Genomic DNA, 25,547 nt, shown 5'->3' on the forward strand with positions numbered 1-25,547 from the left:
TCCATAGTTCACATCCTTTGTGAATGAGCTGTAGTTAGCATCAATTAAAGCAAGCGTTGTATTGCTACAACACATGTTGCTATTTCTGAGTTATATCGTTTAATTAAGCCTTCATAACGTGATGATTTACTTATCCCAATTGTTATAAGTTTACACGAATCGACGGTTTTGTATTATTTCTCGTTAACGAGATGCACTTTCGCCTTTCACATCAAACTCAATCTTGTCGGCTCCGGTAAATACTTGGAAGCGTAAACCTTTTGCTCGCGCAATCGTCGTAATGCCAAATTGTTTCGCAAGATCTAACCCCATTTGAGTAACGCCAGAGCGAGAAAGCAGAACAGGAATGCCCATTTGGGCCACTTTAATCACCATCTCTGAAGTAAGGCGACCAGTGGTGTAGAAAATTTTATCTTCACCTGTTTCTTCTTTGAGCCACATCTCACCTGCAAGCGTATCCACTGCATTGTGGCGGCCGACATCTTCCACAAATGATAATACCTCATTGCCTTTGCAAACCGCACAGCCATGCACCGCACCTGCTTTTTTGTAGGTGTCGTTGTAATGAGTCAACGCTTCCAATGCGGAATAGATTTCTGATTGTTTAAGCGGAACTTGAGGCACTTGGTAATTCTCAAGTTGTTTCATCACGTTGCCATACATGGTGCCTTGACCACAGCCAGATGTGACGGTTTTCTTTTTCAGAGCGCCTTCTAAATGTTCGGTATTTTCTTTAGTAATCACCGCTGCGGAATGCGTTTCCCAGTCAATAATGACGGATTCAATTGCGGCTGGATCGGACAGGAAGCTTTGGTTTTTTAAATAACCCAGTACTAGCGCTTCTGGACGCGAACCTAGCGTCATGAGCGTGACCACTTCTTTCCAGTTCAGCATGACCGTAAGAGGACGCTCGCACGCGATTTGCTTTGTGAGCTTTTCGCCGTACTCGTCGTACACATCGACTTCAATGGTTTGCAGGGGATTTTCACTGGTTTTAATAATATTTGGTTTCAGCACAGTCGTGTCCTAGTGATTAAGAGCGTTAGGTTGCTACGCATTTAGCTTGCTAAGTGGTTAGCAAAGCAAATCTCGTTCCAAAATAGCGGTTCCCACAAAAATTGCGAGGTTTTATGTCAACAATGCATTAAAACTGCGAGTTCGCAGTAATGACACATCAGTACATTTGAGTTTCGGCTAGTTTGGTACTTATAGCCAGAGGACATGAATAGGCTAAGCTTTATCAGTGTGGCTCGTTTATTGCTTATAAGTCAATAAAATGGTCGAAAGTAAGGTCAAAGTGTCCTGATTGCTTTCAGACCAAAATAGAAAAACTGGGTGAGTTATGTCGGATAAGAAAGATTTCGAGAACAATTACGAGAAGACCGAAGACGCATGGCCAATTGGCGTAGAGCTTGTTGAGCATGAGATCAGTACAGGGATTTGGGTAACAACCCAATGGCAGTTGACGGGATTTGCGCTAAATCCGACGGAAGAGACTCCAGATGTTTGTCTGTTGCAATTGCACAAAGACGAGCGTACAGACTACCGCTTTAACTTAAGCTCTCAGCAACCTAAACTTTTTTTAGTGATGGATAACGTCGAGTCTGGTGAAAAACCAGCGATACAGCTACTAACGGCTTCACAATCTGTCGCGGCGCAATATATGGATGGCGACAACCTTGTACTATCCAACGATATGCCGTTAGCCGTTCAGGCTTGGATGGAAGCCTTCATCGGTCGCCACGGTGAGTTGTTAGAAGTAAGACGTAAGAAACGCAAAGGAGCGGGCAGAGCAAATGGCAACTAGTTTTTTAAGCCGTTGGTCGAAACGTAAATTAGCAGAATCTTCCCAACATGATGAAGAGATCACGCCGATAGCAGAGACGGAGCAATCCGAAGATTGTGTCACAGCGCTTTCAAACGCTGACGAAAGCTCAGACGCTTTGAACGTCAATGAGCATAGTCAGGCTCCAGACATTACCGCGAGTGTAGAGACTGAAAAAACCGAAGAAATGTCTGTGGCGCAACTGCTGGTTTCTGAAGCTTCAGAAAGTGTTAAGAAAGCCGCGCTGCGCAAAATGTTCTTGTCCGAAGAATTTAACGTGCGTGACGGCCTAGACGATTACGATGATGATTACAGTAACTTAAAGTCACTTTCTCAAGACGTCGCTGAGACGCTGCGTGATTGGGTTAAAGACAAAGTGGAAGACGAACCAGACGCTGAAACTGCGCAAGGGCCTGAGCTTAACGCTAACGATATCGCATCTGAGGTAGTTGAAGACGCAGAGTCAAACACCGACAAAAGTGGCCAAATTACTCAAGATGAAAATGAACTGTATATAAATACAGTATTTGGCGAAAGTGATACTTTTGCTGAAGAATCACCGCCTAACGAGGTGAGACAAAATATACCACACAAAGAATAGGTACATTTTGACTAAACACTCAATGAGCCGGCTGAGACAAAATGTCCCAGTCGGTTTTTTTATCCCTACAATTTCTAAGATAAATAGCTAACCTATTGAAAATTAGCTGATATTTAATTGGCACGACATTTGCTATTTGTTGCTCAATACCAATCTGGTTGAAGTTAGTCCGGACCCACTGCGTAGTATTCATCGCCTATAGACGGCGGAACAAGAATGCTCATTGATAAGTTAATCAGCAGAATCTCCGGCGCTAACTACACTAAGAGATGGAAAAGACTATCCATGTTCATAAATGGAATTGAGCAATGCTGAAACAATTATTAGAACAAGCAACTTCCAATAACGGTAAAGCGAGGCTGTACGCTTTCGAAAATACCGTAGAGTTGACCAATCTTATTCCACCAACCGTAAGCTATGAAAGCGGCGGTAATACTTTGATTGTGGGTCCAACGGCAATCATCGAAAGTGCGGCAGCGCAATTGTCGCAAATGAACAGCCTAACGCTGCTTTCTACCGATGGCGAAAAGGGAATAAATCCCGAGCTTTACTACGCTAATTCGGTTCAGGTTTCAGGGTTCTTAGGTACGTTTGAAGTTCTGATTGAAAATCATGGTTCGACCAACAATCTTGCCAAGGTCGCGATCAATAGCGATTGTTTCGATATCGTACTCGATCTTTGCCTAAACAGCTGCATGTCGGAAGAAGTACCAGTACCGGGCTACTACCCAGTTGGTCGTGGCTATCCGAAACTGGCTGAAGCGTTGGAAGAAATTCCAACCTTGATGGGGACGTTCGATAAACCTAAATTCTTCCGTTTAGATACCGATCTATGTGCACACAGCTCTCGTGGCGTAAAAGGTTGCGAACGTTGTGTGGATGCTTGTCCGGCAGGGGCACTATCGAGTGAAGGCAGCGACAAAACGGGCCATCGCATCGAGATCAACCCATACCTATGTCAAGGCGTAGGTACTTGTGCTACGGCGTGTCCGACAGAAGCTATTCATTACGCATTGCCAAACCCCGAAGATACACAAAAGTTTATTGAACGTACGCTAGCCAACTATGAGCAAGCGGGTGGTTTAGACCCTATCGTATTGATTTGTAGTTCTCGCCACGAGAGCTACAACGTGATGGCACTAAAAGCACTGCCAGATAATGTGATTCCCATTGTGGTGGAAGAACTGCCTTCGGTTGGTATTGATACTTGGTTCGCTGCGCTTGTGAACGGTGCCACTCAGGTGCTGTTTGCGGCTTCGCGTTTTATGCCTCAAACCATTATTCGTGTGCTTAATAGCGAAGTAGGTATTGCTCAAGAGCTGCTCGACCAGCTTGGTATCGCCAAAGAAACCATCGACATTCTGTATCTAGAGTCACTACGTGAAGGTGCTCCGACACTTTGTACCGAGTCTTTTGATTTGGCATTAGGTGATTTGCAAGGCAACAAACGTCAGCGTCTATTTACGGCGTTGGATGCGTTGTCAGCATCACGTATTCCAGTTGAGAACATTGTTGAACTGCCAGCGAACGCACCTTACGGCACGGTTTCTTGTGAAAGTAAAGATTGTACGTTGTGCATGAGCTGTGTGGCGGTGTGTCCAACTCGTGCATTGCATACGGACGGCCAATCTCCGTCGCTTAAATTCGTCGAGCAAGACTGCATTCAATGTGGGCTGTGCGAGAAAGCGTGTCCAGAGAAAGTGCTGACGCTTACTCCTCGTATGAACTGGGTGAAAGAAGAACGCCAGAAAGCGGTTGTGATTCATGAAGAAAAGGCAGCCGAGTGCATTCGCTGTCACAAGCCTTTTGCTCCGCAATCGATGATCGACATGCTGCAAAACAAGCTTCGTGGCCATTCTCATTTCTCTGATGAAGCTGCCATTAATCGCATCGCCATGTGTGAAGACTGTCGTGTGATCGACATGTTTGAATCGATGGCTGCAGATCCAATGAATCAATTGAAATACTAGGAGCTCGCAGTGGATACACAACAAGAACAAACACTGAGAACAGACATTTATCTCGTTCTATCCGCACTTTTTCGTAGTGCGCCAAGTGATGAAATGCTGGCGTTCCTGAAATCGCTAGAAATTGAACCGTCTGAGAGCGCGATGCAAAAAGCTTGGCTCGCACTGCAACAAGCCGCGAACGAAGCGCAGCGAGAAGCGTTAGAAGAAGAATATCAAGATCTGTTTATTGGCATTGGACGTGGTGAAGTTGTGCCATTCGGGTCTTGGCATCGCACTGGCTCGATGATGGAAAAACCGTTAGCGGAAATTCGTCGCGATTTGGATCTTTTAGGCATCGAGCGAGAAGAGAACGTGAAAGAGCCTGAAGACCATATTTCTGCACTGTGCGAAGTGATGGCAATGCTGACGGGTGAAGAGGAAGAACTTCAACAAGCGCTGTTTAACAAACACATCGCCCCTTGGTTCCAATCTTTTACGCGCCAACTAGAGAACGCAGAAAGCGTGAACTTCTACAAGCCAGCTGCACAGCTTTGCGATGCGTTTTTAACATTAGAGCAAGTGCGCTTTAGCGTGAACACCAAAAGCAGTAAGAACAAATTAAAAATTGATGTGAAAAACGTCACTGATTACGAGTAATCGAGCAGTACTTGGTCATATCGATAGAGAGGCATGAGTCTCCAAAGATCTACCGTAAGGTAAGGAAGCAATGATGAAAGATAATAAAGAAATAAACACAAGCCGTAGGGATCTCCTAAAAGGCTTCACAACCGCTGCCGTTGCTGGTGCTGTTGTTGCGGGAACCACGAAAGTGGCCGTTGCTTCAGAAACGGTTGAGCCTTCTGAAAAAGACGTGAAGAAGAAAGGGTATCGTGAAACTCAACACATTCGCGATTACTACGATACACTTTAGGAGATAACGGATGAAACTTGTCAAACGCTCCGACAGTGTGAGCAAAGAAACGAACCAGCTTGGCGTATCTCGTCGTGCATTCATGAAAAACACTTCGCTTGCCGCTGGTGGCGCAGTGGTTGGTGCTAGTCTATTCGCACCGGGAATGATGAAAAAAGCGCAAGCAAAATCCGTCGATCCAGAAGCGAAAACAGAAGTAAAACGTACTATCTGTTCTCACTGTTCAGTGGGTTGTGGTATTTACGCAGAAGTTCAAAATGGTGTTTGGACGGGTCAAGAGCCTGCATTCGACCACCCATTTAACGCCGGTGGTCACTGTGCAAAAGGCGCAGCACTGCGTGAACATGGTCACGGTGAGCGCCGTCTTAAATACCCAATGAAGCTTGAAAACGGTAAGTGGAAAAAGCTTTCTTGGGATCAAGCGATCGAAGAAATCGGTAACAAGGTGATGGACATCCGCAAAGAGTCTGGCCCTGATTCGGTTTACTTCTTGGGAAGCGCAAAGCACAGCAACGAACAAGCGTACTTGTTCCGCAAAATGGCATCACTTTGGGGCACTAACAACGTTGACCACCAAGCGCGTATTTGTCACTCAACAACCGTGGCGGGTGTAGCAAACACTTGGGGTTACGGTGCGATGACCAACTCTTTCAATGACATGCACAACTGTAAGTCGATGCTGTTCATTGGTTCAAACCCAGCTGAAGCACACCCAGTAGCGATGCAGCACATTCTGATCGCAAAAGAGAAGAACAACTGTAAGATCGTCGTAGCGGATCCTCGTCGTACACGTACGGCAGCAAAATCGGATCACTATGTATCACTTCGTCCTGGTTCTGACGTAGCATTCATTTGGGGTGTGTTGTGGCACATCTTCGAAAACCAATGGGAAGATAAAGAGTTCATCCGTCAACGTGTATTCGGTATGGATGAAATCCGTGCTGAAGTAGCGAAGTGGACGCCAGCAGAAGTTGAGCGTGTAACAGGCGTAAGCGAAGAAGACGTTTACCAAACCGCAAAACTGCTTTCTGAAAATCGCCCAGGCTGTATCGTTTGGTGTATGGGTGGTACTCAGCATACTACCGGTAACAACAACACACGTGCTTACTGTGTGCTTGAGCTCGCACTTGGTAACATTGGTAAATCAGGCGGCGGCGCAAACATCTTCCGTGGTCACGATAACGTACAAGGCGCAACCGACCTTGGCGTACTTTCTGACACGCTACCGGGCTACTACGGCCTTTCTGAAGGCGCTTGGCGTCATTGGTCAAAAGTGTGGGAAATTGATTACGAATGGATTAAAGGTCGTTTCGATGATAACGCTTATAGCGGTCAGAAACCAATGCACAGTGCAGGTATTCCTGTATCCCGTTGGGTTGATGGTGTACTGGAAAACAAAGACAACATTCGTCAACGCGAAAACATCCGTGCAATGTTCTACTGGGGACACGCAGTGAACTCTCAAACACGTGGTGTTGAGATGAAAAAAGCGATGCAGAAGCTGGACATGATGGTGATCGTGGACCCATACCCAACTGTTGCTGCGGTAATGAACGACCGTACCGACGGCGTTTACCTGCTTCCTGCAACAACGCAGTTTGAAACATACGGCAGTGTTACCGCTTCTAACCGCTCTCTACAATGGCGTGATCAGGTGATTGAACCTTTGTTCGAATCAAAACCAGACCACGAAATCATGTACCTGCTTTCGAAGAAACTGGGCTATTCAGATCTTCTGTTCAAAAACATCCGTGTTGAAAACAACCAGCCGGTGATTGAAGACCTAACGCGTGAATTCAACAAAGGCATGTGGACGATTGGTTACACAGGCCAAAGCCCAGAGCGTTTGAAAGCGCACCAACAAAACTGGCATACGTTCCACAAAACCACATTGGAAGCGGAAGGTGGCCCTGTCAACGGTGAAACCTACGGTCTACCTTGGCCATGTTGGGGTACACCGGAAATGAAACACCCAGGCACACACATTCTGTACGATACGTCTAAGACGGTTGCAGAAGGTGGCGGTAACTTCCGTACGCGCTTTGGTGTGGAATTCGAAGGCAAGAGCCTTCTTGCAGAAGACAGTTACTCGAAAGGCTGTGAAATCAAAGATGGTTACCCAGAGTTCACTGACAAGTTATTGAAACAACTTGGTTGGTGGGACGACCTAACTGCTGAAGAGAAAGTGGCAGCAGAGGGTAAAAACTGGAAGACTGACCTTTCTGGCGGTATTCAGCGTGTCGCGATCAAGCACGGTTGTATTCCATTTGGTAACGCGAAAGCGCGTGCGATTGTTTGGACGTTCCCAGACCGTGTGCCACTGCATCGTGAACCACTTTACACACCACGCCGTGACCTTGTAACGGACTACCCAACTTGGGAAGACAAAGATGCAATCTTCCGTGTACCTACATTGTATAAATCAATTCAAGAGCAAGACAAATCGGGCGAGTACCCAATCGTTCTGACTTCTGGTCGTCTGGTTGAATACGAAGGTGGTGGTGAAGAGACGCGTTCAAACCCATGGCTTGCCGAGCTTCAACAAGAAATGTTTGTCGAAGTAAATCCGAAAGACGCGAACGACCTTGGTTTTAGAGATGGTGATGATGTTTGGGTTGAAGGTGCAGAGAAGGGACGAATCAAGGTGAAAGCGATGGTAACACGTCGTGTGAAACCTGGTTTGGCGTTCATTCCGTTCCACTTTGGCGGTAAGTTCGAAGGTGAAGACCTACGTCCTAAATACCCAGAAGGTACACAGCCTTACGTTGTTGGCGAATCGGCTAACACGGCAACCACTTACGGTTACGACCCGGTTACCTTGATGCAGGAAACCAAAGTAACCCTATGTAACATTCGTAAAGCGTAAGGAGTCTGACAATGGCACGAATGAAATTTCTATGTGACACCAAGCGCTGTATCGAGTGTAACGGCTGTGTTACTGCATGTAAGAACGAAAACGACGATGCGCTTGAATGGGGCATTCAACGTCGCCGCGTGGTAACACTAAACGATGGTGAAGCCGGTGAAAACTCCATCTCTGTTGCTTGTATGCACTGTACCGATGCGCCTTGTATGGCAGTTTGTCCAGCTGATTGTTTCGAACATACCGAAGACGGCATCGTTCTTCACAATAAAGATCTGTGTATCGGTTGTGGTTACTGTTTGTTTGCTTGTCCGTTTGGCGCACCTCAGTTCCCTAAACAAGAAGCGTTTGGTGAACGTGGCAAAATGGATAAATGTACGTTCTGCGCGGGCGGCCCAGAAACAGAGCCTGGCTCTGAGGAAGAACGTCAAAAATACGGTGCGAACCGTATCGCAGAAGGCAAGTTACCAATGTGTGCATCGCTTTGTTCAACCAAAGCGCTGCTTGCGGGTGACGCAGAGAAAGTCTCTGACATTTTCCGTCAACGTGTGGTAGAACGCGGCGCGAAAAACGCAGGTTGGACAGACGGAAACGATCTTTCTTACGATGCGACGAAAAGCTAAGTAAGGAGAGGCACATGTTAAACACGCTTAAACGTGCGTCTCTAGCAATGCTGTCAATGATGACGGCATTGCTGATGACTTTCGCAATGCCTGCTTCAGCAGAGGAACAATCTTCTAAAGTTATTCAACAGGAGATCACGCAACTCGCCGGGGCAGACTATTGGCGCGAAGTCAGAGAGGGGCAAGAAGGCTACACCACGTCTCAATCGCCAGAACATGGCGTATTGATCAGTAAACCTGGCGAGACTTGGTACATTCTAAAAGAGAAATGGATGTCTCCAGCTGGTGCTGTCGCGATTTTCGGCAGTATTGCATTGGTAATCATGGCTTACGTACTCGTTGGCCCTTTAATGCTTAGCAAGCCGCGTACTGGCAGAAAGATGAAACGTTGGTCTCGTTTAGACCGCGCGCTTCACTGGAGTATGGCGTTTACATTCTTAACGTTGGCATTCAGTGGTTTGATGCTGGTTTACGGTAAGCACTTCTTAAAACCGTACGTTCCTACTGAGTTCTGGGGCTTTATCGTCATGTTGGCGAAGCAGTACCACAATTACATGGGACCATTGTTCTTCATTTTGCTGATGCTCGTGCTCTTTAAATGGTGGCGCAAGTCGATTCCAAACATGACTGATGTTCGTTGGTTCATGAAAATGGGCGGTATGGTTGGTAAACACAAAGGCACACATCCGTCAGCTGGTTTCTCAAACGGTGGCGAGAAGGCAATCTATTGGTTATTGATCTTCTTTGGTGCTATCGCGGCAGTGAGTGGCTTAGTTCTAGATTTTCCTATCTTTGGCCAAACTCGCCGTGACATGGAGCTTTCTAACTTAGTTCACGCGATTTCGGCACTGATTCTAATCTGTGGCTTTATCTTCCACATCTATATTGGTCTATTTGGTATGGAAGGTGCGTTAGAAGGCATGGTGACTGGTGAAGTTGACGAGACATGGGCGAAAGAACACCACGATCTTTGGTATGAAGAAGTGAAGTCCAAAGAAGCGATGGGCGAAACAGATACGGCACAAACGGAAGCAAAAGGAGCGAAAGCGAATGAACAAACCTCATAACGGGATTTGGGTTGCGTACATCCTGAGCTGTCTGACCCCGTTTACGTTTCTGATCTCAGGCGTTATTGCAATTATCTATGCTGGTTACCGATTAGATAAGGGAGAAGACAGCGACGTAGTGATTTCTCATTACTACGGTTTAATTCGTACCTTCTTTCTCTACCTGACGTTTTTTGTTGTGTTGATCGTCACCGTCGCGACTTCTAACGGTGTACTCGTTGGCGTGAGTGATTATTGGTTGCATAGTACTTTGCTTGAAACCATCGCTTACTTTATTCCTTGGATAGGGATGGTGTTTGCTGCATTAGCCATCTTGGTGTGGTTTATGCGAATGTTTCAAGGGATGCAGCAACTGCGCAATAACCAACCACACAGACCATCGACAGGTCCAAACCTTTAATCAGTATTCTTTAAGCAAAACCGCCGTAATAGGCGGTTTTTTTGTTGCTGTCATGTCTCAAATATGAAGCGCTGAGTCCCACAGGTGATACTTGATGCAACTTATTGAGTGAATTTACGTAACTGGGCAGAAAATCATAGTTAAGTAAGAAACATGTAAAAAAATCGCGTCGCGATGAGACATTAGTCTCACTCACGCTATTGTTCATTTACTCAGGATTCATCGTCCCGTTAAAGTACGCTGCGCTCAGAAATTCAAAGAGTTGCATACGTGAAAATTGCCATCAATACATTCAGTCTACGCATACAGAGGAATCTCTATCGGAGGGTGTTTGATTAAGGCATCTTGCTCTCACAAATAAAAAGAGCGAAACGAGCATTAAATGATGCGGCAAGGTAAGAAAAGGACAAACACGTTACGGCTATGATCCCTCAATTCGTCATTCCTATCACGAATCGCTTTGGCGAAAGCTATCACTTCTCAGGTCAGTTACTTACTAGCGGCGAACCTAAAACATTCGTGACCAAACAAGAGGCAATAGAGTTTCTTGAGAGCTTTGGTGAGCTTGACCTTCGCTCTGTCGAAGACTTGTTCTATTTGATTGGTCAATTCAAGCCAAACATACCTGACGATGAGCTTACTTCCCAACACTATAATTCAACGTTTGCCAATGCTTTGGTGAACGGTGACTTGCATGTCGCTCGAATTTTACCGACTGGAGAAAACTACGCACTCTCGTCAGCGGTTACGCCTCCACCGGCTCAAAATACCGTCAATGCAAAACCATCGAAGGGAAAGGGGAAGTCGAATAAAAAGAGTGGAAGAAGTGCCGCATCCGCCAAGCCTCAGCAACAAAGCAGCGAAAAACATGAGAAAGCCGGTGACCCTGTATCACTTGTTACGGGTGAAGAAATTCTCGAACTCTATGATATCGAGCTACAACAAGGCACTACTTGGCAGCGTAATTACCGCTCTTCGCAGTCGGATGTAAATCATGGAATGGGCTTTGGTTGGCGACATGCATTTCAGTTTGAATTGCACGAGAAGACCGACGAGAAAGACAATGTTATCGCTTGGAAGTTTGTTGACGATAAGGCAGATATCACAGAATTTGAGCCAGTAGATATTGGAGCAACAAGTTACCAGATATATGCTGGTGCGAGCTGTTATTTCCTAAATTCAGCAACTCGGATCGTGACGCTTGCTAATGGGCATCAATATCGATTTGAACAGAAAGATGATCGTTGGCTTGTTAAACAAGTCAGAAATGGCACGTTTTCAACGTTTCAACTGCAGTATTCTCGAAACCATCGATTGATCGAGATTGCATACAACAAGCGTCCGGTTCTTGAATGTCAATATGATAAGCAAGGACGCCTTGTAGAACTGCTTAATGCAAAGTCCCAAAAAGTTCTGACAACTTATACCTATGATGAGCACGATGATTTGGTCAGTGCAACTAATCATTTGGGCTTGAAGGAACAGTATCAATACCGCGGCCATTTAATTGTTAAGCGTGTACGACCAACTGGCTTTACTCATTATTTTGAATGGGATGGCGAAGGTGCTAACGCGAAATGCATCAGGAACGTTGGGGACGCAGGAATTTATGACTATCGCTTCCATTATCAGGGAAATCATTCTTCTTATTCTGACTCGTTAGATCATCAATGGTCTTTCTTGCATGACGAGCAGGGTAACTTACTCGAGAAAATAAGCCCCACCGGTAAAACTTGGCGATGGCAATATGATGAATTAGGACGAAAAGCACAAGCTATCTATCCTGATCAGTCAACGGTCAATTATCAATATAATCAGCATGGTCAATTAGTTTCTAAGTTTCATTCCTCTGGCAAAGAAATTCAATATGGTTATGACGGCTTAGGTAAGTTAGTTAAAACGGTTTCACCTGACGGGGATATCGAGAAGGCTTACTACAATAGCCTCGGTCAAAGAGTTTGGGATACCGATCAGTTCGGCTGTGTCACGGAATATGATTACGATAAACACGGTCAAGTCGTCAAAAAAGAGTCTGAAGATGGTAAGAAAAGTCAGTGGTGGTGGGATGAACAACAAAGACTTATCGCGAATGAAATAGACGGTACATTACTTCGTTACAGCTATAACGAAGAAGATCTAGTGAATGGCGTCGCTTATCCCGATGGGTGTATTGCTCAACTCGCTTATGATCAATTTGGCAGGCGTACATCAGTTCGTTATTTTAACGACGAAGACAAAGTCGGTTATAGCGAAGAATATTCTTACGATGAGCACAGCCGTGTTGCTCAGATTCGAACGCCAGCAGGCATTACCTCGTATCAGTGGGGAGCACTCGCGCAACAAGAAGCAGTCATCTTCCCCGATGGCAGCCATATTTCTTATGAATACGATCAACAACGTAACCTGACTAAATTAGTTCGGAGTGACGGCTTAGAATTCGAATTCCTGTATGACGATGAAGGCCAGCTATCAGGAACTGTTGGGTTTGATAATCTACAAAGCCAATTTGATTATGACGATATGGGGCGCATCCATCGTAAGCAAGTCGCCGATAGGACCGTGCTGTACCGCTATGACGCTGCGGGTTATCTCAAGCACGTCAAAGCAGGAAATGGTAGCAGTATTGTAGAGAACCACTTCAATTATACGTTTGGTGGGCGACTTACTTTCGCATCCAATCGCCATCAAACATTGCAATACCAATACTCTTCATTCGGGCATTTAACAAAGCGCCTTCAAGGTCAGTTTGAGATAGCGCAGGAGTTTAACAGAGTTGGCCAACGCGTATCTCAGGTACTGCCAGATAATACGGAGCTGAACTTCTCTTACGATCGATATGGGCGTTTTTCAGCGATTCGGTTTGGAAACCTAGATTTACCTCAAATCAAATTTCATTACGATGAAATGGGACGAGTTTCCCAAATTGAAACGGCACATTTTAATGAGCGCATCATTTATGATGGTGTTGGTCGTTTGGTTGAACAACATTGGCCAGATAGAGAGAAAAAGTACGTTTACAATGCGCAAAACCGTATTTCATCAATCATTGATAATACGGCAGGAGCAACGCACTATCAGTACGATGCCTTAGGGCAACTGAAACGAGTCAATGCTTCCGGAGAAGTGACTAAATTTGAATACGATAGTTTTGGCAATCCTACTTTGCCATCTTCAGAGGTATTCGCTGATCGTATTGAAGTACACGATGATGTCCGGTTCAAATATGACGCGCAAGGAAATCAGACAAAACGTGAGGGGCAAGGACACGTTCAGACTCGCGTATTTGATGCGTTAAATCAGCTCATTGAAGTTCACACCGACGATGGTATCAGTCAATATGAATATGATGCATTAGGGCGCAGAACGAAGAAAATTACAGAACAAGGCGTTACGGAGTTCCTGTGGGAAGGTGAACGTTTAATTGGTGAACGCTCTTCAGGTGCTTTCCGCTGGTACCTATATCAACCAGAAACCTACACGCCAGTGGCACTGTTAGAGAATGACGTTATTTATTGGTACCAGTGCGATCAAATTGGTAAGCCAGAGCGACTAATCGATTGCGAACGGAATGTTGTATGGAGTGCAAGTTACGATGCTCACGGTTTTGCTCATGTACATATTGAAAAAGTAGTAAATCCACTGCGTTTTCAAGGGCAGTACTTCGATCAAGAAACCGACTTACACTACAACCTCGCTCGGTATTACGATCCTAAGCTAGGACGCTTTATCCAACAAGATCCGATATCTATTGCTGGTGGCATTAACCATTACCAATATGCAGTCAACCCTATCCAGTGGATTGATCCAACAGGCTTCTTGTGTGAAGAAGGGCTAAAACGCTTGCAGCAAATGCTGGCTGAGTATCAGGCGCAAAACAACGTCCCTCAAGAGGTTTGCGATCAGATTTTAGAGGCAGCAAAAGAGTCATCTGTCGGAGAAGATGGCGTTCGCTCGCAAGTCAAAATCCGAAAACCCAATGGTAAAAACAATATTCGATATGAATACGATTTAGACCATATTGATTGCGAGAAAAATGAAATTACTTTTTATCGTCATATCAATCATTCAGATGGCAGCAGGCACGAAGTTCAGTATGTTGTTGGGATTGAGGAATTTGTCAATGCGCATGTTTTTGACTCAGAGAAAGTCGGTGGAGATGAAGGTTGTACGATCTTCACTGAAGATCTTGTGCTGAATAAAGCAGAGTATAAAGAAAACTCAGAACTCAATATGAGTGATTATGAGCTAACAGAAAAAAACAAAGCAAAAATTGATGAATGCTTGAAAGAGCGTCAAGAGGCAATGGACGCCCGAACTGGCGAAGAGGGATATAACGCTCAAATTGGCAATATTAACCAACAGTCTGCAAAAATTGGTGAGCTTGCCGCGGATGACTTTGTCCGGAGTAAACGTCCTAATGCTAAGCTGCTTCATCCCAAAGATATTGGAACCTCAATTTCGAAGCCGGGCGACTTTGATATGGTTTACGAGGTGGAAGAGCCACCACCAGGTGAAATTATCATTGTTGAGGCCAAAGGGGGGAGCAGTCCTTTGGGTAGTAGAAAAATTGGAAACGAAGCGTATCAGCAAGGGACTAGTAAATATGCTGAAGAAATCACTAAGCTAATGTCTGAAAACGAAGATGAAACGACAGAAAAAATAGCTGCGAAAAAAATCAGAGATGCATCTTCATTCGGTATTCCGATACGGTATATTCACACCAAGGCGAGTATTCCGGAAACAGGTGATGCATCAGATATAAAAGTAGGAATAGCTGAGTTTAAAATTGATTAAGAAGGGTTAGTTCAACAATGCAAGGTAAAAAGCCAGTCAAAATTATAGAGCGTACAGCAAGGCCCAAGTTAGATGATAATAGCATTGCTTCTGAGAAAGATTATATCAATCGAATCTTAGATAAAAGAAAAGAAGGGCTCAAAATTAGGCGAGAGAACTTGATTAGCTTTGGAGATTATGCATTCGAGCAAGTGCGCTGGTTTACGTGGTATCAAGCTTCATGTGAAGACGAAAAAATTTGTACATTACGCCTTTACGAAACTTCGTTGATGAGTGCTTGTTATCATAGCCTTGCAATACATCCCAGTGATGAATTAACCATAAAGATCCTCGACTATCCTGAAGTAACATGGAAGGGCGAAGGTATTTTAAAAACAGGCTTCATTTGTCCTTCAATGTGGTTAGATGCCTATTTTACCTCTGTCATCGTCCGTGACAAAGCTAGCATGGATGTGTTGGCAAACTTTCCGATTTCTTTGATGAGACAGAGCTCTACCAAAGCGGGTGAGCTGTCTTATATGCTAGTAGACGTAATTCAGTCGTTCCACAACCGCACATCAGATTATCCTGATAAGTTGGTTGCAGCAATGGACGCAGCGGTAGCTCAAGGGGATAACTGGGCGTTAGAAATTGCGATGGGGATCCTAGAAACCTTCGCAGCGCTCACTACTAATATTGGTTATGATTTTGAGGAAGTGCTCGTTAAAAACCTACAGTTTCAAGAGAAATATCATCTTAGAGAATTAGGACCAGATAGGATAGGCATCCGAACTTTTATTAACTTCCCTCTGCTTGGCATGGCTTGTATGTGGTACGACAAAGGCAACCGTTTATCAGTTGAAACTGGTTGGCTTCCTCCCTATCTCGTTGAAGGACGTTGGCTAGAAGAAGTAAAAGCCGGGAAGATCTCTCGATAAACTCCTTTAGTTAGCAATTCAGCATATAAGCCATCTCTATCTTGAGGTGGCTTTTACGTTTAGGGTGGGGAGCTTGTTGTTTGTTGAACGACCCATAATTGGTGGCATTATCCGAAAACCCAAAGTTAAAAATCATATTCGATATGAGCACGATTTAAACCATATTGATTGCGAGAAGAACAAAATTACTTTTTATCGTCATATCAATTGTTCAGATGATAGTAGGCCTAAGTCCATTATGTCTTCAAGATAGAGGGTTTTGTTAACACACGCTATCGCAGAAAATCAAGGACGAAAACATCTTTGGAGCAAAGTGACAGTTTGCGAATTTTACAAGGCTTGTTATTCGAGACCAAGAACTCAGATGATGCCTTTGATTTTGGCGCATATTTAAAATCTGTTGCTGGTCCACCTCCTACAGATATGCCTGATCCACATGCTCATCATATATTCTTCAAAAAGGGGCTAGGTTCAGAGCAACAGCTCTCGTTGTTGAAGGTTAAATTCTTTTGAGACAGTATGGAACTTATCCAATATTTGACCACGAGAACTTAGTGTGGGCTCCAAATCGGATTGAAGGTCAGTATGATATTTATGCGTTGCGGCAGGTTGTTGATACTCTTAAAGTGACAGATAAATGTTGGGTAAACGCGGTGATATAGTTAATGCTTTAAAATTACTGGTTAAAACCGCAGCTGAGAGGAGATAAAGATGGCCGGTGAATACAGCGCAAAAGATGTAATGGCCGCGATTAGATCCGGTGACGTGAGTGAGGTTGAAAAAATTCTCTCAGGAGATGACAAATTACTTCATCTAATTACGCCTCTGGGTTCTTGGTTGCATATCGCAACGGAGCAAGGGCAAGATAAAATTGTAGAGCTTCTGGTGAATCTAGGTATTGATGTAAATGTTAAGGGGGGGCCTTCAGGTGTAACTCCTTTAAATACAGCTGCATATGAAGGTCATTTAGACTTACTTACCTATTTTCTAGAAAGAAATGCAGTGATGGATACATCTGAACCAGACCGCAACCCATTGTTTGCTGCGATCCATGCAGGTCATAAAAATATTGTGGAGCTATTACTAAAAGCTGGTATAGATACAAAGGTTAAATATACTGGTAACTCTATGAAAGACATGGACGCTATAGCGTTTACTTATGAGTGGGGACGCAAGGAAATCGCAGAAATGATTAAAGAGCACAATAGGCACGCTTAGTAGAAGTTAATATGGTACGACAAAGGCAACCGTCTATCTGTTGAAACCGGTTGGCTTCCACCCTATCTTGTTGAAGGGCGTTGGCTAGAAGATGTAAAAGCAGGGAAGATCACTCGATAAACCCCTTTAGTTAGCAATTCCGTATATAAGCCACCTCTCATGGGGTGGCTTTTACGTTTATCGTAGAAAGTTTGCTGTTTGTTGAGTTATATGGTGCGCTTTATATTGGTGCACTAAAACCATATTGGTGCACTTATTAGCGTGTTAAGCGCCATTTTAAGAATGCCTAATTTTATTAAAGTTCATACAAAACAATAAATTAAATCGTAAGTGTTAGAAATATAAATTATGGAATGAGAATTGCTCTGTTAGACGCTCTATAAATCAAGTTCACCAAATTGGTGATGAGCCTAACTTAGATGCACAGGATAAGTGCGCTACAGATCAACGGAGACAATTATAATGAGTGTAACTGCCAATCAGGTACACGGCGCTGTACAAACTCTCACGCAAAGTTCCGACACACTTTTCTTACTACTTGGCGCAATCATGGTTTTTTTGATGCATGCTGGTTTTGCTTTTCTTGAAGTAGGAACCGTGCGCCAAAAGAACCAAGTTAATGCTTTAGTTAAAATCTTGGCCGATTTCGGTATTTCCGCCATTGCGTATTTTTTCATTGGATACTGGGTCGCTTATGGCGGCACCTTCTTTGCTGATGCAGAGACATTATCTCAAGGCAATGGTTACGAGTTGGTGAAGTTCTTTTTCTTGCTGACCTTCGCTGCAGCGATTCCCGCTATTGTTTCAGGTGGTATCGCAGAACGAGCTCGTTTTTATCCGATTCTAATCGCAACATTTTTTACTGTCGGCATCGTATACCCGTTATTTGAGGGAATGATCTGGAACGGAAACTTTGGTGTTCAAGCTTGGTTTGAAAATACCTTTGGTTATGGCTTTCACGACTTTGCAGGTTCGGTCGTTGTACATGGTGTTGGCGGCTGGATAGCGTTGGTTGCCGTTGTGTTTTTGGGCATGAGAAAAGGCAGAGTTCGAGCAGGAAAGCATACCAACTTTGCACCTTCGAATATTCCGTTTTTGGCTTTGGGAGCTTGGATCTTATGTGTGGGGTGGTTTGGCTTCAACGTCATGTCAGCTCAAACCGTGTCAGGCATAAGTGGCTTGGTGGCTATGAACTCATTGATGGCAATGGTCGGAGGCATTGTCGCGTCATTGTTGGCTGGTAAGAATGACCCCGGCTTTATTCATAATGGCCCACTGGCTGGCTTGGTTGCTGTATGTGCGGGTTCAGACTTAATTCATCCTATCGGTGCTTTAGTGACAGGTGCGATTGCTGGCGTGCTATTTGTTTATCTTTTTACCTACCTACAAAACAAAACCAAGATTGATGATGTGTTGGGTGTCTGGCCTTTACACGGTTTATGTGGCGCTTGGGGTGGTATTGCTGCGGGGATCTTTGGTCAAAGCGCGTTGGGTGGGCTAGGTGGCGTGAGCATTATCGTTCAGCTTCTAGGAACGCTTTTGGGCATTTCCATCGCTGTACTTGGGGCACTTGCAGTCTACGGCGCGATTAATACCAGTATGGGACTAAGGCTTTCAGAAGAAGACGAATTCAATGGCGCTGACCTAGCCATTCATAAAATATCTTCGACCAACGAGGATTGAGGCCAATATGGGAGCGGCGTAAAGCCGCTCTTTTAGCAATTGCCTTTTTTTGCTTGGCCAGGGGGACAGAAATCTCCATTACCACGATGGTTATCGTCATTGGTGCTGACTCTTACTTTTACGTCGTCCACTTCGCCTTCAACATTGGTTAGTTGGCAACCTGCTAAAGTCGTAAGTAATATAAGCGCTAGAGATACTTGTCTCATTGCTGTTCCTCTTAAATTGTAATTCTAATAGTGACCATTACGACCATGGTCTAATCCATATTACTACTGTTGCTATTCTTTCAGTGTTAAGCTAATGAAAAAACAGCAAGGATGAGTTATGAATTTCCCTTATAGAAATATTGTAGTACTTACTGGTGCAGGTATCTCGGCCGAATCTGGTATTCAAACATTTCGTGCGCAAGATGGCCTTTGGGAGAATCACCGTATTGAAGATGTAGCAACACCTGAAGGGTTTGCTCGCGATCCGGACCTTGTTCAAGACTTTTACAACCAACGCCGCAAGAAACTTCAAGACAATGCGATACAGCCGAATGCCGCGCATAAGGCACTGGGCCACCTAGAAACCGAGTTAGAAGGTAAAGTGACGGTCATCACTCAAAATATAGACAACCTTCACGAAAGAGGCGGCAGCCATAACGTCATTCATATGCACGGTGAGCTTTTAAAAGCGAGATGCAGTGAATCAAACCAAGTTATAGAACATAGTGAAGACATTAAGACTGGTGAGCTTTGTCATTGCTGTCAGATCCCTTCACAAATGCGACCACATATTGTTTGGTTTGGTGAAATGCCACTACGAATGGGGGATATCTACGCAGCATTAGAAGAAGCAGATTTATTTATTTCTATCGGGACTTCTGGCGTCGTATATCCCGCAGCAGGTTTTGTTCATGATGCAAAAATGCATGGCGCGCACACCATCGAAATTAACCTCGAGCCTAGTGCGGTAGAAAGTGAATTTGAGGAAAAACGCTATGGAAAAGCAAGCGTCGAGGTTCCAAAATTAGTTGACGAGATACTGGCTCTAGAAGGAAAAGAAAGAGCGTAATAATTCTCACAGAGGAGAGCTTTTGTCTTGTCATTAAGAACAAAAAAAGCGGCTCATGAGCCGCTTTTTCATATCTTTAAAACTAACGAATTAGTTGTTCACTTTTAGCTTTTGGAAGTACTCATCGTACATTACGCTCGCTTCGCCAACTTCATCTTGCCAAGTACCGCTGTCCATCACTTCTTGTGGTGGGAAAATGCTTGGATCGTTAGCAAATTCTTTCGGTAGCAGTTCGTGTGCCGTTTTTACTGGAGTAGGGTAACCAATTTCTAGTGCGATCTTAGCTGCGTTTTCTGGGCGAAGTAAGAAGTCAATCATCTTATGAGCCGCATCAACGTTCTTCGCGCCAGTTGGAATTGCCAGGCTGTCCATCCAGAAGATCGTTCCTTTTTCTGGCCAGATGATGTCGATGTTCGCGCCTTCTTGACGAGCCATGTAAGCAGAACCGTTCCAAAGCATACCAAGTGAAACTTCACCCGCTAGGTAAGGGTTTGCAGGAAAGTCTGAGTTAAATACTAATACGTTTGGCATTAGTTTCTTCAACTCTTCATAAGCCGCTTTGATTTCATCTGGGTTAGTGGTGTTCGGTGAGTAACCAAGTTTAGTCAATGCAATGTGGAATACTTCGCGAGAATCATCCATTAGCATTAGTTGACCTTCCCACTTGCTATCCCAAAAATCATCCCACTTAGTAACAGACGATTTGTCTAGCATGTCAGCATTGATACCAATACCAGTCGCACCCCAAATGTAAGGGATAGAGTAGTTGTTGTTCGGATCGAACGGTTTGTTAAGGAAGTTAGTATCAAGATCGGCAAAATGAGACAATTTCTCTTTGTCGATCTGTTGCAGCATGCTTTCTTTACGCATTTTTGAGACGAAATAGGTAGACGGTACTACCAAGTCGTAACCAGAACCTTGGGTTTTAAGTTTTGCGTACATACTCTCGTTAGATTCATATGTAGAGTAAATAACTTTGATTCCAGTTTCTTTTGTAAAGTCTTCAAGAACTTCGTTTGGAATGTATTCCGACCAGTTGTAGAAATACAGTTCTTGATCAGCAGCCATTGCAGGGGTAGCGATGAGCGTCGCTGCACATAGAGCGCTTGCGTAGAATTTACTTTTCATTTGTTTTCCGTTTTGTTTCGCGATTGGACAAGTCAATACTAGCTGGAGTTATCAAGTTGATCCAAATCGCAGTAAGCACAAATCTGTTTATTTAGCTCGAGGGCTGTATCTCCGCTTTGTGAGAAGATAAAACTAGACATCGAGCCAGATAAACCTAGCAACGCATAATTATATCAGTCAATTACAAAAATAGGCAGCGTATTGCTGCCTATTTTCTTTTAGTCGATGACTTGTTACACAAGCTCGATTACTGTCCCGCTTTCAGCTTTAGGAAGTAATCTTCGTACTTAACGGTTAGATCACCAACCGCATCTTGCCATTCCACTCGATCAAGATCTTCTTGAGAAGGAAATAGCGGTGCAACATCTTTAAACTTAGCGTTCGATTCCTCTACCGCTGTTAAGTAACCAGTATCACGTGAGATTTGCTCTGCGATTTCTGGACGTAGTAGGAAGTCGATCATCTTGTGAGCTGCTTCTACATTCTTCGCACCGGAAGAGATAGCGAAGTTATCAACCCAACCGATACCGCCTTCTTTAGGAAATACGAGTTTAAGGTTTAGGCCTTCATTTTGAGCAGCTGCAGCGCTGCCGTTCCAAAGCATACCAACGCCCACTTCACCAGACATGTAAGGTGCGCCTGGATTGTCAGAGTTGAAAACTAGAACGTTTGGCATCAACTTTTGTAGCTCAGCGTACGCTTCATCGATTTGTTTAGGGTCTTTTGAGTTACCTGAATAGCCGAGTTTACGAAGTGCGATGTGGAAGACTTCACGAGTGTCGTCCATCAGCATTACTTGACCTTCAAGCTCAGGCTTCCATAGATCTGCCCAGCTTTGGAAGTCGTTTGGATCGTACATATCTGCGTTAACCGCTAGACCTGTAATCGCAACAACGTGTGGAATAGAGTAGTCGTTATTTGGATCGTAAGGCTTGTCTAGATAGTTCTTATCTAGGTTGCCGAAGTTTTTCAGCTTAGTCTTATCGATCTTTTGTAGCATACCTTCATCGCGCATTTTTGCTACAAAGTACGTTGAAGGTACCACTAGATCATAACCTTGATTATGAGTTTTTAGCTTTGCGTACAAAGTTTCATTCGACTCGTAAGTCGAGTAGATCACTTTGATACCAGTTTCTTTGGTAAATTGCTCTAGGATATTACTGTTGATGTAAGGCCCCCAGTTCATAAATACCAATTCTTTATCGTCCGCTGCCGCTGAACCTGAGAACAGAGAAAGCGCACATGCACTACCAGCTAATAGAGTAGCCCATTTTTTCATTGACGTTAGCTCCAAACCAAACGTTGTCCAAATCATTTTGGACGGTAGATAGAAAAACAGAATGGCATGTAACCATTCTGTTTCGTGATGTTAACGGATGTGGATTTTACTTTACTTTTTCTCTTGCGAGCAACTGAGAAATTACGACAAGAATTAAAGAAACCACCAACATGACCGTTGCAAGAGCATTCACTTCCGGTGAAATACCCACCTTAACCATCGAGTAAATTTTCAATGGTAGGATTTCATACGTTGGACCTGTTACGAACGAACTAATAATTACGTCGTCCAGAGACAGGGTAAAGCTAAGCAGCCAGCCTGCCGCAACTGCTGGTTTTGCAAGAGGAAGGATGATCTGCTTTAAGATAACCCATTCACTTGCGCCAAGATCTTTTGCTGCTTCCAACATCTTCACATCGAAGCCATTTAAGCGGCTGTATACGGTTACCACCACAAATGGCAAACAGAAGGTGATGTGGGCAATCAATAGAGTAAAGAAGCCCAGCTGTGCGCCTAATACTAGGAACAGAGCAAGTAATGAAATCGCCATGACAATATCTGGAGACATCATTACGACAAACAGCATGCCGTTTACAGCACCTTTGCCTTTGAACGAGTAACGGAATAGGGCAACAGCTGTTAAGCTACCAATAATAGTAGCCGCTGTTGCAGAAAATACCGCCACGTTCAATGAGTGCCATGCAGCCTGCATTAGGCTGTCGTTGTTGACTAGGGTTTCATACCATTTCGTGGTGAAACCACCCCATTTCATACCAAATTTATTGGCGTTAAATGAGTTTACGATTAGTACAACGATTGGCAGATACAAAAATGCATAAACCAAAGCCATAAAGCTAAATCTAACTGTGCGTCCCATTAGTCTAGCTCCACTTTCTTATTCAATAATTTTCCTGCTCGGTAGTAAGCGTAAAGCATGACCGCCATTGCGAAGGTGAGGGCGATACTGGTTGCAGCACCAAATGGCCAATCACGAGCATTCAATACTTGGCTCTTAATTACGTTACCAATCAGTAGGTTCTTCGCACCGCCTAGAAGATCTGAGATGTAGAACATACCCAGCGCAGGTAGTAGAACCAACAAACAGCCACCGATAATGCCAGGCATTGTCAGAGGTAGAATTACTTTAGTAATGGTTTGGAGCTTGTTCGCACCGAGGTCTTTTGCTGCCTCGATATAAGTGTTGTCCAACTTCTCGATTGCCGAGTAAAGCGGCAGAATCATGAAAGGAAGTAGGATGTATACAAGACCAATCATTACAGCCGTTTCGGTATACATAATACGCAACGGCTTGTCGATGATTTCCATTGCCATCAGCGACTTGTTCAAAATGCCCTGTGTACCGAGAACAATCTTCAGTCCGTAAGTTCGAATCAAAGAGTTCGTCCAAAATGGTACGATCACCAAAAACAGCATAAACGGACGCCATTTTTCAGGCATTTTCGCTACGATATAAGCAAACGGGTATCCAATGACTAAACACAACAACGTTGCCACAATTGCCATGTAGAACGAGTGCATCAGCACTTTCGCATACAGTGGGTCCAGCAGACGCAAGTAGTTGTCGAAAGTGAATGTCATTTCGATTAAGTTTGCTTCATCACGCGTTAGGAAACTGGTACCAATAATCATCACGTTTGGTACCAACACAAACAGTGTTAGCCAGCCTACGATTAAGGCAATGATCGCGTTCTGAAGATTAATCTTCTTGCTTATCATTGAGTACTACCTCCCAGCTCTCAACCCAAGTGATAGCGACTTTCTGGCCAAGTGAGTGGTCCACATCAGGATCATCTTCGTTAAAGAATTCGCTTACCATTACACGCATACCTGAATCCAATTGGATAACAGAATCTAACGTCATACCTTTATAAGTACGCTCAGTTACGTGACCAACAATGCCTTTTTCTTCAGACTCTTTGATTTCTTCGATACGTAAGTCTTCAGGGCGAAGTAGTACTTGTAGTTTGTCGCCTTTCTGTGCTTCCTTATCGTAGTAAACGACGGATTCAACACCTTCAATTTCTGCGCGGATGCGTTTGTCATCGATGCGCTCTAGCATGGTTGCATTGAATACGTTGATCTCACCAATAAAGCGAGCAACAAACAGGTTCTTAGGCTCTTCGTAAATCTCACGCGGAGAGCCATCTTGTTCGATAACGCCATCACGCATCACGATAATGCGGTCTGACATCGATAGGGCTTCTTCCTGGTCGTGTGTTACAAAGATAAAGGTAATACCAAGTTGACGCTGAAGCTGCTTCAACTCGATCTGCATTTGTTTACGCAACTTGTAGTCCAGCGCCGATAGCGATTCATCGAGCAGAAGTACTTTTGGTTTATTAACGACTGCACGAGCAATTGCGATACGCTGTTGCTGGCCACCAGAAAGTTGGTGCGGTTTACGCTGTGCCATTTTTTCTAGACGAACCATGCGTAATGCTTCCATTACTCTTGGTTCAATCTCTGCTACAGGCGTTTTCTGCATACGAAGACCAAAAGCGACATTGTCAAAAACGGTCATGTGTGGAAACAGTGCGTAACTTTGAAATACCGTGTTGACGTGTCTCTGCTCAGCAGGAACCTGTGTTACATCTTGGTCATCCAAAATGATTTGACCGTTATCCGCCGCTTCAAAACCAGCGATCATTCGTAAAACTGTCGTTTTACCACAACCAGAAGGCCCAAGAATCGTCAGAAACTCACCATGATTAACATCCAGATTTAAATTACCGATGATTTCCTTACCATCGAAACTTTTACTAATACCAGATAAACGAATAACTGGCTTTCCTGCTTGCGGTTTTGCGTTCAACGTCTGTATTTCCCCCACGTTCAAGCTGGGATAATCCCAGCTGATGTGACACTAGCCATTCACTTTTGAGGCGCGCATCATAATCACCAAAATTGTGAAATTAAAGCATTTTCTTATCTTGAAACAGAAAAAATTTTGCAGGCAAAAGTCATCATTCCTTACCATACTGTTTTTATAAGATTAATTGGAATTTAAACACAGTTTGATAGCACTAAGCTCTGTTCAATAATTGTTTTCAATTTCATAACTTTGAGAGTGGTTAATTATCAACCATACAGTTGAGATTGCAAGGATAGTACGTGAGTTGTGATGTTAGATGTGGAAAGATTTCTTTATAATAACGGCCACATTAATTGACTGGAATTCCAGTGAAAATTTTA

The 25,547-nt window shown here is 44.1% G+C and carries 21 protein-coding genes and 1 pseudogene; 15 read left to right on the forward strand and 7 right to left on the reverse strand.

Features of this window, described 5'->3' with window-relative positions:
- Window positions 1-183: 183 nt before the first annotated feature.
- A complete protein-coding gene (locus tag ACZ5ZC_RS15325; RefSeq protein ID WP_005396179.1) occupies window positions 184-1,017 on the reverse strand; it encodes a formate dehydrogenase accessory sulfurtransferase FdhD in 834 nt (277 codons plus the stop codon).
- 325 nt (window positions 1,018-1,342) lie between these two features.
- On the opposite strand from ACZ5ZC_RS15325, the gene ACZ5ZC_RS15330 reads away from it, so the two are divergent.
- The 14 genes and pseudogenes from ACZ5ZC_RS15330 (at window position 1,343) to ACZ5ZC_RS15395 (ending at window position 18,871) form a co-directional block, all read left to right on the forward strand.
- Window positions 1,343-1,807, forward strand: a complete 465-nt coding sequence (locus ACZ5ZC_RS15330) for a DUF3305 domain-containing protein (RefSeq protein WP_005396177.1) — start codon at window positions 1,343-1,345, stop codon at window positions 1,805-1,807.
- Window positions 1,797-2,426 carry a DUF3306 domain-containing protein gene (locus ACZ5ZC_RS15335; protein ID WP_053807409.1) on the forward strand — a complete coding sequence of 210 codons (630 nt, stop codon included), beginning with the start codon at window positions 1,797-1,799 and terminating at the stop codon, window positions 2,424-2,426. The genes ACZ5ZC_RS15330 and ACZ5ZC_RS15335 overlap by 11 nt, the downstream gene beginning before the upstream one ends.
- Before the next feature lie 308 nt (window positions 2,427-2,734).
- Complete coding sequence (locus ACZ5ZC_RS15340) at window positions 2,735-4,396, forward strand: 4Fe-4S dicluster domain-containing protein (protein WP_140097442.1); 1,662 nt, start codon at window positions 2,735-2,737, stop codon at window positions 4,394-4,396.
- Window positions 4,397-4,405: 9 nt separating this feature from the next.
- Window positions 4,406-5,032, forward strand: a complete 627-nt coding sequence (locus tag ACZ5ZC_RS15345) for a TorD/DmsD family molecular chaperone (protein WP_054867070.1) — start codon at window positions 4,406-4,408, stop codon at window positions 5,030-5,032.
- A gap of 73 nt (window positions 5,033-5,105) precedes the next feature.
- The gene (locus ACZ5ZC_RS15350) at window positions 5,106-5,306 is read left to right on the forward strand and encodes a twin-arginine translocation signal domain-containing protein (protein ID WP_005396171.1); all 201 of its coding nucleotides are present in this window, start codon (window positions 5,106-5,108) and stop codon (window positions 5,304-5,306) included.
- 10 nt (window positions 5,307-5,316) lie between these two features.
- On the forward strand, window positions 5,317-8,172 hold the full coding sequence (locus ACZ5ZC_RS15355; RefSeq protein WP_074191458.1) for a formate dehydrogenase subunit alpha: 2,856 nt from the start codon (window positions 5,317-5,319) through the stop codon (window positions 8,170-8,172).
- A gap of 11 nt (window positions 8,173-8,183) precedes the next feature.
- A complete protein-coding gene (fdh3B, locus tag ACZ5ZC_RS15360; protein ID WP_005377536.1) occupies window positions 8,184-8,792 on the forward strand; it encodes a formate dehydrogenase FDH3 subunit beta in 609 nt (202 codons plus the stop codon).
- Between the two features lie 14 nt (window positions 8,793-8,806).
- Window positions 8,807-9,859, forward strand: coding sequence for a formate dehydrogenase subunit gamma (locus ACZ5ZC_RS15365; RefSeq protein ID WP_301615087.1), 1,053 nt, complete (start codon window positions 8,807-8,809; stop codon window positions 9,857-9,859).
- On the forward strand, window positions 9,843-10,259 hold the full coding sequence (locus tag ACZ5ZC_RS15370) for a hypothetical protein (RefSeq protein WP_005396167.1): 417 nt from the start codon (window positions 9,843-9,845) through the stop codon (window positions 10,257-10,259). The genes ACZ5ZC_RS15365 and ACZ5ZC_RS15370 overlap by 17 nt, the downstream gene beginning before the upstream one ends.
- Window positions 10,260-10,682: 423 nt before the next feature.
- Complete coding sequence (locus ACZ5ZC_RS15375) at window positions 10,683-15,053, forward strand: RHS repeat-associated core domain-containing protein (RefSeq protein ID WP_464932072.1); 4,371 nt, start codon at window positions 10,683-10,685, stop codon at window positions 15,051-15,053.
- A 17-nt stretch (window positions 15,054-15,070) separates the two neighbouring features.
- Window positions 15,071-15,970, forward strand: a complete 900-nt coding sequence (locus tag ACZ5ZC_RS15380) for an immunity 49 family protein (protein WP_054867066.1) — start codon at window positions 15,071-15,073, stop codon at window positions 15,968-15,970.
- Window positions 15,971-16,681: 711 nt separating this feature from the next.
- Window positions 16,682-17,188, forward strand: coding sequence for an ankyrin repeat domain-containing protein (locus ACZ5ZC_RS15385; RefSeq protein WP_464932073.1), 507 nt, complete (start codon window positions 16,682-16,684; stop codon window positions 17,186-17,188).
- 9 nt (window positions 17,189-17,197) lie between these two features.
- Window positions 17,198-17,308, forward strand: a pseudogene (locus tag ACZ5ZC_RS15390) (immunity 49 family protein); the annotation flags it as partial.
- 342 nt (window positions 17,309-17,650) lie between these two features.
- Window positions 17,651-18,871 (forward strand): ammonium transporter, encoded by a 1,221-nt coding sequence (locus ACZ5ZC_RS15395; protein WP_464932074.1) that lies wholly within the window; start codon window positions 17,651-17,653, stop codon window positions 18,869-18,871.
- 32 nt (window positions 18,872-18,903) lie between these two features.
- On the opposite strand, the gene ACZ5ZC_RS15400 is transcribed toward ACZ5ZC_RS15395, so the two are convergent.
- Entirely contained in the window at window positions 18,904-19,077 is a 174-nt protein-coding gene (locus ACZ5ZC_RS15400) for a hypothetical protein (protein ID WP_012841833.1), read from the reverse strand.
- Window positions 19,078-19,195: 118 nt separating this feature from the next.
- Here ACZ5ZC_RS15400 and cobB point away from each other — a divergent pair, with 118 nt between their 5' ends.
- Window positions 19,196-19,927, forward strand: coding sequence for a Sir2 family NAD+-dependent deacetylase (gene cobB, locus ACZ5ZC_RS15405; RefSeq protein WP_054867062.1), 732 nt, complete (start codon window positions 19,196-19,198; stop codon window positions 19,925-19,927).
- Window positions 19,928-20,017: 90 nt separating this feature from the next.
- Here cobB and ACZ5ZC_RS15410 read toward each other — a convergent pair whose 3' ends face one another.
- From ACZ5ZC_RS15410 to potA, 5 genes are all read right to left on the reverse strand, one after another.
- The gene (locus tag ACZ5ZC_RS15410) at window positions 20,018-21,055 is read right to left on the reverse strand and encodes an extracellular solute-binding protein (protein ID WP_053807418.1); all 1,038 of its coding nucleotides are present in this window, start codon (window positions 21,053-21,055) and stop codon (window positions 20,018-20,020) included.
- Window positions 21,056-21,302: 247 nt separating this feature from the next.
- Window positions 21,303-22,334 carry an extracellular solute-binding protein gene (locus ACZ5ZC_RS15415; RefSeq protein WP_012841832.1) on the reverse strand — a complete coding sequence of 344 codons (1,032 nt, stop codon included), beginning with the start codon at window positions 22,332-22,334 and terminating at the stop codon, window positions 21,303-21,305.
- A 106-nt stretch (window positions 22,335-22,440) separates the two neighbouring features.
- Complete coding sequence (gene potC / locus ACZ5ZC_RS15420) at window positions 22,441-23,211, reverse strand: spermidine/putrescine ABC transporter permease PotC (RefSeq protein WP_005396472.1); 771 nt, start codon at window positions 23,209-23,211, stop codon at window positions 22,441-22,443.
- Entirely contained in the window at window positions 23,211-24,071 is an 861-nt protein-coding gene (gene potB, locus ACZ5ZC_RS15425) for a spermidine/putrescine ABC transporter permease PotB (protein ID WP_012841831.1), read from the reverse strand. Before potB ends, potC begins: the two co-directional genes overlap by 1 nt.
- A complete protein-coding gene (gene potA, locus ACZ5ZC_RS15430; protein ID WP_054867061.1) occupies window positions 24,052-25,167 on the reverse strand; it encodes a spermidine/putrescine ABC transporter ATP-binding protein PotA in 1,116 nt (371 codons plus the stop codon). The genes potB and potA overlap by 20 nt, the downstream gene beginning before the upstream one ends.
- Window positions 25,168-25,547: the final 380 nt, after the last annotated feature.

Source organism: Vibrio sp. JCM 18905 (assembly GCF_055393305.1).

Coding starts and splice junctions, on each gene's coding strand:
- ACZ5ZC_RS15330 (WP_005396177.1), top strand. CDS start 1,343: ATGTCGGATAAGAAAGATTTCGAGAACAATTACGAGAAGACCGAAGAC.
- ACZ5ZC_RS15335 (WP_053807409.1), top strand. CDS start 1,797: ATGGCAACTAGTTTTTTAAGCCGTTGGTCGAAACGTAAATTAGCAGAA.
- ACZ5ZC_RS15340 (WP_140097442.1), top strand. CDS start 2,735: ATGCTGAAACAATTATTAGAACAAGCAACTTCCAATAACGGTAAAGCG.
- ACZ5ZC_RS15350 (WP_005396171.1), top strand. CDS start 5,106: ATGAAAGATAATAAAGAAATAAACACAAGCCGTAGGGATCTCCTAAAA.
- ACZ5ZC_RS15355 (WP_074191458.1), top strand. CDS start 5,317: ATGAAACTTGTCAAACGCTCCGACAGTGTGAGCAAAGAAACGAACCAG.
- fdh3B (WP_005377536.1), top strand. CDS start 8,184: ATGGCACGAATGAAATTTCTATGTGACACCAAGCGCTGTATCGAGTGT.
- ACZ5ZC_RS15365 (WP_301615087.1), top strand. CDS start 8,807: ATGTTAAACACGCTTAAACGTGCGTCTCTAGCAATGCTGTCAATGATG.
- ACZ5ZC_RS15370 (WP_005396167.1), top strand. CDS start 9,843: ATGAACAAACCTCATAACGGGATTTGGGTTGCGTACATCCTGAGCTGT.
- ACZ5ZC_RS15375 (WP_464932072.1), top strand. CDS start 10,683: ATGATCCCTCAATTCGTCATTCCTATCACGAATCGCTTTGGCGAAAGC.
- ACZ5ZC_RS15380 (WP_054867066.1), top strand. CDS start 15,071: ATGCAAGGTAAAAAGCCAGTCAAAATTATAGAGCGTACAGCAAGGCCC.
- ACZ5ZC_RS15385 (WP_464932073.1), top strand. CDS start 16,682: ATGGCCGGTGAATACAGCGCAAAAGATGTAATGGCCGCGATTAGATCC.
- ACZ5ZC_RS15395 (WP_464932074.1), top strand. CDS start 17,651: ATGAGTGTAACTGCCAATCAGGTACACGGCGCTGTACAAACTCTCACG.
- ACZ5ZC_RS15400 (WP_012841833.1), bottom strand. CDS start 19,077: ATGAGACAAGTATCTCTAGCGCTTATATTACTTACGACTTTAGCAGGT.
- cobB (WP_054867062.1), top strand. CDS start 19,196: ATGAATTTCCCTTATAGAAATATTGTAGTACTTACTGGTGCAGGTATC.
- ACZ5ZC_RS15410 (WP_053807418.1), bottom strand. CDS start 21,055: ATGAAAAGTAAATTCTACGCAAGCGCTCTATGTGCAGCGACGCTCATC.
- ACZ5ZC_RS15415 (WP_012841832.1), bottom strand. CDS start 22,334: ATGAAAAAATGGGCTACTCTATTAGCTGGTAGTGCATGTGCGCTTTCT.
- potC (WP_005396472.1), bottom strand. CDS start 23,211: ATGGGACGCACAGTTAGATTTAGCTTTATGGCTTTGGTTTATGCATTT.
- potB (WP_012841831.1), bottom strand. CDS start 24,071: ATGATAAGCAAGAAGATTAATCTTCAGAACGCGATCATTGCCTTAATC.